Here is a 10,929-nt window from a genome sequence, read left to right on the forward strand (position 1 = left end):
TGGCCGCTCGACACCCAACACTATGCCGTACCACCGGCCTTCGACGCGACGGTATGGATCACTGCCTTGCGAAACCCGAACGACGGGGCGCCGCCGCGGGGTCGGGCGGTCGGGTGCGCACGCTCACCGAACGTAAGGCGCGGTAACGGGCCGGATGCGGGCCGGGAGGAGGCCGGGGAAGCGGTGCCGGCGCCCGTACGCTGGTCGGTATGACCGCATCGGGGGCAAGTGAGAGCGTGGCCGCGCGAGGCAGACCGGGGGGCGGTCCCTGGTGGTGGACACGACGGCGCAGCGCCGTGTTGGACGTGCTGCTCGCGCTGGCGTCCATGGCGGAGTGCATGGCCGAGGGCATCCCGTTCGCGCACTCGTCGGGCATCCCGACGGTGGCCGGGATGCTGTTCGGCCTGGTGGCCGGGTCGATGCTGCTGGTGCGCCGGCGCTGGCCGGTCGCGGTGGTGCTGACCTCGATCGCGGTGATGCCCACGGAGATGGGCGGACTGCTGAGCGTCGTCGGCCTGTACACGCTCGCGGCGTCGGACGTGCCGCGGCGGATCATAGGGCTGCTGGCGGGGATGACCGTGGTCGGCACCGTGGTGACGACCTTCTTCAGCATGCGACAGGACGTGGCGGCCGAGCCGGACTTCCACCCGCCGTCCTGGTTCATGATCGTGATGGCGCTCGCGGTGGGCCTGGTGCTGACGGCCCCGCCGGTGCTGTGGGGGCTCTACGTCGGTGCGCGGCGGCGGCTGGTGGAGAGCCTGCGCGAGCGGGCGGACGGCCTGGAACGGGAGTTGTCGCTGCTGGCGGACCGTGCCGAGGAACGGGCCGAGTGGGCCCGCAACGAGGAACGGACGCGGATCGCCCGGGAGATGCACGACGTCGTGGCGCACCGGGTGAGCCTGATGGTGGTGCACGCGGCGGCGTTGCAGGCGGTGGCCCTGAAGGACCCGGAGAAGGCGTCGCGGAACGCGGCCCTGGTCGGGGACATGGGCCGGCAGGCGCTGACCGAACTGCGGGAGATGCTGGGGGTGCTGCGCACGGCGGAGGGTGCCGCGGTGCGGGGCCCGGCGGGTTCGGACGAGGCGGAGCGACTGGCGGCCGTGGCGTCACGGGTGTCGCGCAAGTCCGCGGAGGACCCCGCGGCGGAATCCGGGCGGGCGCCGTCGGATGCGCTCGCGGGACCGGCCGGGGCGTCGGCGGGCGGCGCGGAACCGGACGGCGACGGGCCGTGCCTGACGGAGCTGGGGGAGCTGGTCGAGCAGTCCCGGGCGGCCGGGATGGCGGTGGAGTTCTCGGTGCAGGACGGCGCGGAGGCGGCGGCGCAGTCCCCCGCGGCGGACGTCCACGGGCGCCGGTACGCGGCCCGGGTGGAGCAGACCGTGTACCGGGTGGTGCAGGAGGCGCTCACCAACGTGCACAAGCACGCGCCCGGGGCACGGGCGCGGGTGCGCCTGGCGCACCGGGCCGGCGAGGTCGCGGTGCAGGTGGAGAACGGCCCGTCGGAGCGGGGCGCGACCGACGCCGGGCTGCCGAGCGGGGGCAACGGCCTGGTGGGGATGCGGGAGCGGGTGACGGCCCTGGGCGGCGCGTTCGTGTCCGGCCCGACCGACGCCGGCGGCTTCCGGGTGTCGGCCGTGGTGCCGGTGGTCCGGGTGCGGGCCGCGGGCGCGGCGGGCTGAGGCCGCGCCGTCAGTCGCCGGAGACGGTGAGGCGGCTGGGGCGGGTGCCGAGGATGAGGGTGCCGAGGGCCTGGTCGAGGTCGTGCCCGAGGTACCAGTCGCCGGTGTGGTCGAGGCTGTAGATCCGGCCCTCGGTGTCGATGGCGAGGGTGGCCTGCGGGTACGTGGTGCCGCGGGTCGCCTTGGTGCCGGGGAGCTGCTCCTGCCCGAGCGGGGCGACGTCGGTGTCCAGGGCGCGGCCGAGGTCGCCGAGGGTCCGGGCGAGGTGGAGGCCGAGTAGCGGGTCGATGACGAACGGGGTCGGCGCGATGTGGCGGCCGGGGCCGGGACCGGCGATGCACAGGCCCCCGAACTCGGCCCAGGCTTCGACGGCGGCCGGGAAGACCGTGTGGCGGTGGCCGCCGGGCGAGGCGTGCGTGCGCAGGGCGTCGGCCCAGCGTTCGGCCTGCTGTATGTCCCAGCGGCCGGGTTCCCAGCCGGCGTTGTGCAGCGCGATGTCGACGGCGGCGGGGAAGCGGGTCGACCCGGGGTCCTCGGGGGCCGGGGTGTGCGGGGCGGGGGTGGGCGGCATGGTGGCGGTCAGCTCCCTTGGGGCGTCGTGGCCCCGATGGGCATGACGCCGAAGTGGGCGAGGAGCGCGTCGCAGGAGCGGCAGGGGGGTGCGTAGCTGCCGTGCTGGGGATCGCCGTCCTCGCGGATGTGACGTGCGGTGATCTTGGAGTGTTTCAGGGAGCGGCGGGCTTCGCCGTTGGTGAGGGGCTTGCGGGAGGCGCGCTTGCCGCGGTTGCTCTCGACGGCGGTCAGGTGGCGGGAGAGCAGGACCGCCTCCGGGCAGCGGCCGGTGAAGCGTTCGCGTTGCGCGGTGGTGAGGGTGTCGAGGAAATCCTGTACGAGCGGGTGCAGGGTCGGGGGTTGTTCCGCCTTGCTCGCCGTGCAGGTCAGGGTTTGTCCGCGTACGGACAGAGCGGCGCCGATGGTGGGGAGGATGCCGTCGCGGCGGTGGCGGAGGTCGGGCGCGCGGTCGGCGTCGGCGGTGCCGCTCCAGCCGATGCGGGGGTCGCCGGCGGCGCGGGGGTCGCCCGTGGTGGTCGTGTGGTGTGCGGTGGTGCTCATGGTGGTGCTTCCCTCCCTGCAATCCCCCCGGTTGCGGAGGTCAGATTGCCAAATGTGCTGGGTGTTGCGGTAGTCGGACGTGCTGTCGGGGATGTCACTGGCGTGTGACGGTCCGTCGGTTGTCCGGTAACGGGGCTGGTCGGCGGGGTAGGGGCGGGGGGCGCCGCGGGGTGCGGGACGGGGGGTGACGCGGGTGTGGCGTGGGGCTGACGCGTGGTGTGGGTGCGTCGCGGGGGCCGGGTGTGGCGCGGGCACCGTACAAGGGGGGAGGCACCATCCGGCCGGGGCGGGGCGCGCGCGGCCACGTCACCGTCCGACGGCACCGCCGAGCGGCCGGTCCGGCGCCGGGCGGGAGGGCGGGACGGGGGCGGTGGAGGGTGTTGCGGCACCACATAGGCTGTGCCCCAAAGCCAGCTTCAGCCAGGGGGCAACCGCGATGACGACAGGTCGGCAAGGGCTGGGGGCGCATCCCGGCCTCCAGGCCCAAGGACGTCCCGTGCCACCGAACTCGGCCTACGCCGGGCAGGTCGTGCATTTCCCGGATCCGGTGCGCGCCGCGCGCCATCCGGCCGGGGTGCGGATGGACGGGAACGGCTTCCCGGACTTCTCGCCGTACGCCCGGGCCGCCGCGGAGATCGCCGAGCCGCCGGAGGGCTTCGGCGTCGACGAGCTGCGGCTGACGGACTTCGTGTCGGCGAACGCGGCGCTGCACGCGCAGGGCCACGAACTGTGGATAGACGTGCCGGCGGTGGCCACCCCGCACGGCTGGACCTGGCACCACGTGGCGGGGTCCCGGCGGATGGAACTGGTCCCGGTCGAGGTGAAGGCGTTGCTGCGGCACCACGCGGGGCTGGCGACGACGGCGGTGGCGCACGACAAGCGCGGGACGCGGCCCTTGCAGGAGACGCGGCCGGTGCACTTCGGGCTGCCGCGGCGGGAACTGGCGGTGGGCGAGGAGCAGCTGGTCCAGGCCGAGGAGGCGCTGGGCTACCGGCTGCCCGGGGCGTACCGGTCGTTCCTGAAGGCGGCCGGTGGGTGCGCCCCGGTGGGCGCGGCCCTCGACGCGGAACTGGGACTCCTGGTCGACCAGCCGTTCTTCACGGTGCTGGACGACGCCGCCGTCAACGACCTCGTCTACGTGAACAAGTGCCTGCGCGACCACTTCACCAAGGACTACCTGGGCGTGGCGTTCGCACAGGGCGGGGTGATCGCGGTGAAGGTCCGCGGCGAGGCGCTGGGCTCGGTGTGGTTCTGCCCGTACGACGACGCCCGCGATCAGGACGGGTGGTCGGTGCAGGAACGGGTGGAGCGGCTGATGCTGCCGTGCGGTGCGGATTTCGACGACTTCCTCCTGCGGCTGGCGGGCAACCCGCCGGAGCTGGAGACGGTGGCGAACCTGATGGTGGACGGCGGCTTCGCGTACGCCGTACCGGTGGGGGGCTGAGCTCAGTGGTGACGTTCGCGCAGGCGCAGGAGCGCGCCGAGCAGTGGGTGAACGGCGAGGTCGCGTCGGAGCTCCACCGCGAGGTGCGGGTGCGGGAGTTCGCGCTCGGCTTCGTGGCGTGGGCGGAGGACCGCGACGGCGGTCAGGTCGCCGACGGCGGCCGCAGCCGACTGGTGATCGCCCGGGACAGCGGGGAGACCACGCTGTGGCCGGGGCTGCCGGTGGGCGAGGTGATCCGTCGCTACGAGGAGGAGTACGGCGCGGCGGCGGAGGCCGGTTACGGTGCGGCCGAGCCGCCGCAGCGGATCGACCTGGAGGCCACGTCGTTCCTGCTGACGCCGCCGGAGTGGTTGCAGGAGGCGGCCGACACGATCGGGATCGGCGGCCGGAAGCCGGCCGACGGCGGGACGCAGTCCGGGGCCGAACCCGGGGACACCGCCGGGCCTGCGACGGAGGAGGGTTCCGCGGGAGAGACGGGAACTGCCGCTTCCACCCCGTCCGCCGCCCCCTCCTCTCCCTCTTCGTCCCCTTCTACTGCTTCCTCCTCTCCTTCCTCTCCCGTCCCTTCCCCGGGCACTGCCGCGGACGCCTGGGCCGACGTCAACGTGAACGCGGGGCCGGCGCCCGCCGACGCTCCGTCGCCGGCCGCACCCCCGGCTTCCCCCGCCCCGACCTCCGCGCCGTCCCCGTCCGGGGCGGCTGCGGTGGACGACACCCCGTGGGCCGCCGCCGACACCACCGCGGGCGGGGACGACGCGGACCGTTCGGTGGCGCCGCCGCAGACGGTGTTCGCGCCGCCGCTCGCCGGCTCCGACGACGAGGACACCCCGTCGACGCCGCGGGTGCGGCCCGACGCGAAGACCGAACTGCTGCACGGCGGCAGCCAGTTGCCGCGTACCAAGCTCTCGCCCGCGCTGCCCCCGCCGGCGCCCGACGTGCCCGGCCGGACCGGCCCCGGCGGCACCGGTGGCCCGCCGCCGATGCCGTCCGCGCCGCCGCCGATGCCGCCCGCCCCACCGGCCCCGCCCGCGCCGTCCGCGACGCCATCCGCGACGCCGGCCGCGTTGCGCGACCTGCCACCGCCGACCGGCACGCCGATCGCCGACGTACCGCCGCCGCCCGGCGCGCACGCCGCGGCGACGATGCCGGCGGACGGTTCCCCGCTGCCCGGGAACGCCCCGGCGGCGTCCGGGGCGGCTGCCACCGCCGGGGCCCAGGAGGCGGACGGGCGTCCCGGTGACGGCCCGGCTTCCCCGGGCCCGGGCGTGACCGGTGCGCCGGCCGGCGGTTACGTGCCGACCCAGCTGGTGTCCCAACTGGGCGCGTCCGAGCTGGACTTGAGCGCGGTCGACGGCCCGGGCGGAGCGGCCGGTCCCGGCGGTCCCGGTGCTGAGGGTTCCGGTGCGGGTGGTCGCGCGGGCGGGGTGCACGCCGCGGCGACGATGCTCGCGGACGGCGCGGCCCTCCAGGCCGCCGCGCCCGGTCCGGGCGGCGCTGCCGGCGGTCCTGGTGGCCCCGGCGGTGCCGGCGTGCCCGGCATGCCGCCCCCGCCGCCGCCCGGCCCGTTGGGCGCGCCGAAGCCCGCGGGCGGCAAGCCCGCCGGTGCAGCGGGCGGCACCGCGCCCGGTGGTCAGGACGGTCCGCCTCCGCCGGCCCCGCCGCCGCCCGCTCCGCAGGCCGGTGCCGGCGGTGGGGTGCACGCCGCGGCGACGATGCTCGCGGACGGTGCCGCGCTGTCCGGGGCCCCGGGCGGGCCGCCCGCCGCCGGCCCCGGCATGCCGCCGGGTCCGCCGATGGCCCCGCCGGCGCCGCCCGGTCCGCACCTCGGTCCGCCCGGGGTGCCGGGGCCGGGCGTGCCGGGTCCCGGTGGGCAGGGGGCTCCCGGCGGACAGGGGGCTTCCGGCGGTCCGGGCGGGCAGGGTGCGTCCGGTGCGTACGGCTACCCGCCGGCGCCCAGCGGTCAGCCGACCGTCGGCCCCGGCTACATGGCGGTCCTGAGCTACCGCGCCCCGGACGGCAGCGAGCAGAAGATCGTGCGCCGTTCGGCGCCGGGTACGCCGCACCCGGAGTGGCAACTGCTGCACGAGCTGCGCGCGCTGAACGTCCCGCCGCAGCAGGTGGTGGAGCTCCACACCGAGTTGGAGTGCTGCGATCTGCCCGGTGGCTACTGCGCCCGGATGATCCGGGAGACCTGGCCGCAGGTGCGGATCAGCCACACCGCCGCGTACGGCAAGGACCACGCGTCGCGGCAGCAGGGCGTCCGGCACCTGATCGAGCACCAGGGCGAACTGCACCAGGTCGCCGACGGGCCGGCGCGGCCCGCGCCGGTGCGGGCGCCGCTGCCGCACCCCTCGCAGGTCCAGCCGGTGCCGTCGGCGCCGCCGCAGGCGATCGGGCACGAACTGGAGCAGGCGTTCGGGCCGCAGGGGGTCTTCCGTTTCGACCAACGGGCGGTCTCCCGGCAGGGCGTGCCGGACGTCGTCGCGCAGACCCTGGTCTGGGCCGGGTTGCCGGTCGACTTCGGGCCGTTCTTCTGGGCGCAGGCGCAGCCGGGGCGTCCGGTGCCGACGCTGGCGGAGCTGGCGATGGAGCGACGGGTGCAGCCGTCGCCGGACGCCGGTTCGTACCTGGTGATGGGCAACGACTTCGGGCGCCAGCTGTGCGTCCAGTACGGGACCGCGCACATCGTGGCCGTCCCGCTGGAGGCGGGGCCCGGCGGGCAGTCCGTCGCGCCGCAGTTCGTGAACAGCGGGCTGCCGGAGTTCGTGCGGTGCCTGGCGATGCTGGGGCGGATGTGGCGCCTGCGGTACGGGCTGACGCCCGACCAGGCCGGCCGGTGGACGGTGGACTTCCAGGCGCAGCTGGTGGCGTTGGACCCGCCGGCGCTGGGGTCGCCGGAGACGTGGTGGTCGGTCCTGCTGGAACAGATGTGGGACGGGTTGTTGTAGGGGGCGGCGGCGGCGCGCGGCGCGGTTGCGGAGGCCGGCGCGGTCGCGCGGGCGGTCCGTAGCCGCGCCGCGCCGTTTGCGCTGCGTGCCGTACGGGCCGGTGCGCCGCGGACGGTTGAGGCGGACGGTTGAGGCGGGCCCGCCCGCGCCGGTCGCCGGCCCGGACCGGTCCGCAAGGGGTTCGCCCGGGCCCCCGCCCGCCCCGGCCCCCGCGCTGGCCTTCCGGCCTCCGCGGCCCTCGACCGCCAGGGACGCGGTCCCTCCCGCGGCGCCGTCGTCGACGGGCCGCGGCCGCGCCGTCCCGTTGCCCCACCGGTCGGTCCGTGCGCCGTGACGGTGAAATCGGCCCGGCGATCCTCCGGGTCCGCGGAGCCCCGTGGAACGCCCGGACGGCTGACGGAACCGGGGCGACGTACGGGCGGCGCGGTGGCGCTCGGGGCGCCTCGACAACGTGGGAGGCGGCAAAACCCCCTCGCGGGCGAAGATCCAATTCCGGCTTCTGGTGGCAAATGGCGCATCCTTGTGGGAAGGAATGGGCGGAGTGTCGCGATGAGGCCGCTTCGGGCCGATCCAGAAAGATGTGCGCGGGACTGTGCGGAAGCTTGCGGGTTCGCGCCACTGCTGTGCGCAGCGGAGAGGGGCTTGAGGGATGAGTACTTCGGTTTCGCCTCACGGGTTCGAGACCGTACGAGGGCGCGGCTATCGGCCGGAGGACGTGGACCGGCGCGTCGAGGGGCTCTCGATCGACCGCGACTCCTGCTGGGAGCGGGCCGCCCGGCTGACGGTCCTGGCCAACGAGATGGAAGTCGAACTCGACGAACTACAGGGCTACGTCGCCCAGTTGCCGGAGCAGACGTACGAGTCCCTCGGCGAGCAGGCGCGGCTGATCCTGACGACGGCGGAGTCCGAGGCGGTGCGGCTGCTGACCGGGGCGGAGGCGGACGCGGAGCGGGCGCACGACGATGCGGCCGACTTCGCGCAGCAGGCCCACGACGCGGCGGACGAGGCGGCGCAGCGGCTGCGCGCGGAGGCGGCGGAGGACGCGCGCCATACGGAGAAGGCCGCGACCGATGAGGCGGCGGAGCTCGTGACGGACGCCGGCCAGGAGGCCGAGCTGGTGCGGGCCGAGGCGGCGGAGGAACTGGCCGAGACCCGGCGGCGCACCGAGCGGCTGCTCAAGGACCAGGAGGCCCGGCACACCGAGGAGTGGGACGCCCTGGAGCGGGAGCTGGCGCGGCTGGAGAACGAGATGGACCAGCGGGTCGCCGAGTTGGACGCCCACGGGGAAGCGGTGATGGCCGAGCGCCGGCGGCTGACGGCGGAGACCGAGGAGTCCGCGCGGCACCGGCTGGAGGACTCCGACGCACGGGCGGCGGAGCTGTTGGCGCAGGCCAAGGTCGAGCTGGAGCGGATCGAGCGGACGACCGAGCGGGTCGTGCGGGAGCACGACGAGGCGCGCGAGGAGGTCCGGGTGCACATGACGCACGTGCGGAACAGCCTGGCGGCGTTGACGGGGAAGGACCCGGCGGAGTTCCCCGGTTCGGGCGCGGGCGCCGGGTCGCCGGCGCCCGGGACGACTACGGGTGCGGCTGCGGAGCCGGAGCCAGAGCGGGACCCGGACGCCCAGGACACGCGGGGGACGGAGCTGCCGCGGGCGGACCGGGGCGGTCAGGGCCGGCGCTAGGGCGCGGTCCGTGCCCCGTGGCGGTCAACTGGCGGACGGGGTGCTCGCGCCGCCGTTCCGGCCGGTGTCCCCGAGGGGGCCGGCGTCCCCGGGCGCGACGCCCCCGGAGGCGACCGCGTCGCCGGTCGTGCCCGCCGCGGTGGCGTCGGGCGTGGTCTCGGCGGGTGGCGCCGGATGGGCGTCCGGGTGGACGGGGAAGCGGCGGGGGGCCAGGACCAGGACGCTGAGGAAGGCCAGGGCGGCGGCGGCCGCGGCGCCGAGGTAGACGTGTTCGACGGTGGTGTCGACGGCGCGTCGGAGGTAGTCGACGGTGCCGGCGGCGAGCGTGCCGGCGTGTTGCAGGGCGCGGGAGACGCCGTCGAGGTCGTGCGGGAGGCCGGCGCGGATGGCCGCCGGGGCGTGGGTGAGGCGGTCGCTGAGGGTCGCGTTGGCGACGGCGCCGAAGAGGGCCGCGCCGAGGGACTGGCCGACCTGGCGGCAGAAGAGGATCGAGGCGGTGGCGGTGCCGCGTTCGGCGTAGCCGACGGAGGACTGGACGCCGATGATCAGCGGGAGCTGGAAGAGGCCGAGCGTGGCCCCCAGGGCGAGCATGACCAGGGCGGGCTGCCAGGCGGCGCCGGGATAGGGGAGCAGGGGGAAGGCGAGCAGGACGAGGGCCGCGCCGCCGATGCCGAGGAGGGCGCAGTTGCGGATGCCGATGCGGTTGTAGACGCGGCTGCTGAAGGCGGCGGATATCGGCCAGCTCAGGGTCATCACGGACAGCACGAAGCCGGCGGCGATCGGGCCGAGGCCGAGGACGGCCTGGGCGTAGGTGGGCAGGAAGACCGTCGGGGCGACCATCAGCAGGCCCAGGGCGCCCAGCGCGAGGTTGACGGCGGAGATGGTGCGGCGGCGCCAGACCCAGCCGGGGATGACCGGTTCGGCGGCGCGGCGTTCGATCAGGACGGTGGCGAGGGTGGCCAGGGCGCTGCCCGCGAACAGCAGGAGGGACGGGAGGGAGAGCCACGGCCAGGCGGTGCCGCCCTGGACGAGGGCGGTGAGCAGCAGGCCGCCGGCGGCGAAGACGGCGAGTGCGCCGGGCCAGTCGACGCGGGTGCGGGTGCCGGCGGCCGGCCGGTCGCGGTGGGCGTCGTGGAAGTGGCGGACGATCAGCCAGAGGGCGAGCGCCCCGACCGGCAGGTTGATCAGGAAGATCCAGCGCCAGTCGCCGTAGGTGGTGAGCAGCCCGCCCAGTGCGGGGCCGGCGACCGCCGAGGTGGCCCAGACGCTGGAGAGCTTGGCCTGGATCTTGGGGCGTTCCTTCATCGGGTAGAGGTCGGCGGCGATGGTCTGGACGGTGCCTTGGAGGGCGCCGCCGCCCAGCCCCTGGAGGACGCGGAAGGCGATCAGCGAGCCCATGTTCCAGGCGCCGGCGCAGGCCAGGGAGCCGATGAGGAACAGCACGATGCCGGTGAGCAGGATCGGCTTGCGGCCGTAGGTGTCGGAGAGCTTGCCGTAGACGGGGAGGGTGACGGTGACGGCGAGCAGGTAGCCGGAGAAGAGCCAGGAGAAGACGGCGAAGCCGCCGAGGTCGCCGACGATCTGGGGGACGGCGGTGGCGATGATCGTCGAGTCGAGGGCGGCCAGGGCCATGCCGAGCATCAGGGCGGCGACGACCGGGCCGCGGCGGGCGGCGGCCGGTCCGTCGGGTGGCTGGTTCCCGGTGCCGTTGCGGCCCGTACCGTGACTGTCCTCGGTGGTGCGGCTCACCGTGGCCCCCTCCTGCCCTGCTGCTGCGTGGCCGACCCGGGGTGCGCCCCGCTCCGCGCGGCCGGTGCCGGGATGACCGGTGTCCGTGCGGTGGGCATACGTGTAGTCGGCACGATTCCGCTGGACACCCTTGCACGCGCGGTGGCCGGGCGGAATGGGGTTTCTCGCAGCGTGGACGGCGGTGCCGGCCGTCGGGGCGGCCGGTTGTCGGCGGCCCGGCGTAAGGTGGTCAGCCCTGGTCCGTGTGCGCCCGCCGGCGCCGTCGAGGGGTGGCGGACCGGTCGCGTTGTTCGCCTCGCTGGGACGGAACCT

The 10,929-nt window shown here is 75.8% G+C and carries 7 protein-coding genes; 4 read left to right on the forward strand and 3 right to left on the reverse strand.

Features of this window, described 5'->3' with window-relative positions:
• Positions 1-209 precede the first annotated feature (209 nt).
• Entirely contained in the window at positions 210-1,679 is a 1,470-nt protein-coding gene (locus tag ACLJT4_RS27230; RefSeq protein WP_411126071.1) for a sensor histidine kinase, read from the forward strand.
• A 10-nt stretch (positions 1,680-1,689) separates the two neighbouring features.
• Here the strand turns inward: ACLJT4_RS27230 and ACLJT4_RS27235 are convergent, their stop codons facing one another.
• Both ACLJT4_RS27235 and ACLJT4_RS27240 read right to left on the reverse strand, forming a co-directional pair.
• On the reverse strand, positions 1,690-2,250 hold the full coding sequence (locus tag ACLJT4_RS27235; RefSeq protein ID WP_411126073.1) for an SUKH-3 domain-containing protein: 561 nt from the start codon (positions 2,248-2,250) through the stop codon (positions 1,690-1,692).
• An 8-nt stretch (positions 2,251-2,258) separates the two neighbouring features.
• Positions 2,259-2,792 carry a YwqJ-related putative deaminase gene (locus ACLJT4_RS27240; RefSeq protein WP_411126075.1) on the reverse strand — a complete coding sequence of 178 codons (534 nt, stop codon included), beginning with the start codon at positions 2,790-2,792 and terminating at the stop codon, positions 2,259-2,261.
• A 436-nt stretch (positions 2,793-3,228) separates the two neighbouring features.
• Here ACLJT4_RS27240 and ACLJT4_RS27245 point away from each other — a divergent pair, with 436 nt between their 5' ends.
• The 3 genes from ACLJT4_RS27245 (at position 3,229) to ACLJT4_RS27255 (ending at position 8,868) form a co-directional block, all read left to right on the forward strand.
• Entirely contained in the window at positions 3,229-4,236 is a 1,008-nt protein-coding gene (locus ACLJT4_RS27245; protein ID WP_411126077.1) for an HNH endonuclease, read from the forward strand.
• Between the two features lie 5 nt (positions 4,237-4,241).
• The gene (locus tag ACLJT4_RS27250; protein ID WP_411126079.1) at positions 4,242-7,184 is read left to right on the forward strand and encodes an SUKH-4 family immunity protein; all 2,943 of its coding nucleotides are present in this window, start codon (positions 4,242-4,244) and stop codon (positions 7,182-7,184) included.
• 649 nt (positions 7,185-7,833) lie between these two features.
• Positions 7,834-8,868, forward strand: a complete 1,035-nt coding sequence (locus ACLJT4_RS27255; RefSeq protein WP_411126081.1) for a cellulose-binding protein — start codon at positions 7,834-7,836, stop codon at positions 8,866-8,868.
• Between the two features lie 24 nt (positions 8,869-8,892).
• Here the strand turns inward: ACLJT4_RS27255 and ACLJT4_RS27260 are convergent, their stop codons facing one another.
• Positions 8,893-10,617, reverse strand: coding sequence for an MFS transporter (locus tag ACLJT4_RS27260; protein ID WP_411126083.1), 1,725 nt, complete (start codon positions 10,615-10,617; stop codon positions 8,893-8,895).
• Positions 10,618-10,929 lie beyond the last annotated feature (312 nt).

This window comes from Streptomyces sp. x-19 (assembly GCF_046549115.1).
Taxonomy (GTDB): Bacteria; Actinomycetota; Actinomycetes; order Streptomycetales; family Streptomycetaceae; genus Streptomyces; species Streptomyces albulus_C.

Coding starts and splice junctions, on each gene's coding strand:
- ACLJT4_RS27230 (WP_411126071.1), top strand. CDS start 210: ATGACCGCATCGGGGGCAAGTGAGAGCGTGGCCGCGCGAGGCAGACCG.
- ACLJT4_RS27235 (WP_411126073.1), bottom strand. CDS start 2,250: ATGCCGCCCACCCCCGCCCCGCACACCCCGGCCCCCGAGGACCCCGGG.
- ACLJT4_RS27240 (WP_411126075.1), bottom strand. CDS start 2,792: ATGAGCACCACCGCACACCACACGACCACCACGGGCGACCCCCGCGCC.
- ACLJT4_RS27245 (WP_411126077.1), top strand. CDS start 3,229: ATGACGACAGGTCGGCAAGGGCTGGGGGCGCATCCCGGCCTCCAGGCC.
- ACLJT4_RS27255 (WP_411126081.1), top strand. CDS start 7,834: ATGAGTACTTCGGTTTCGCCTCACGGGTTCGAGACCGTACGAGGGCGC.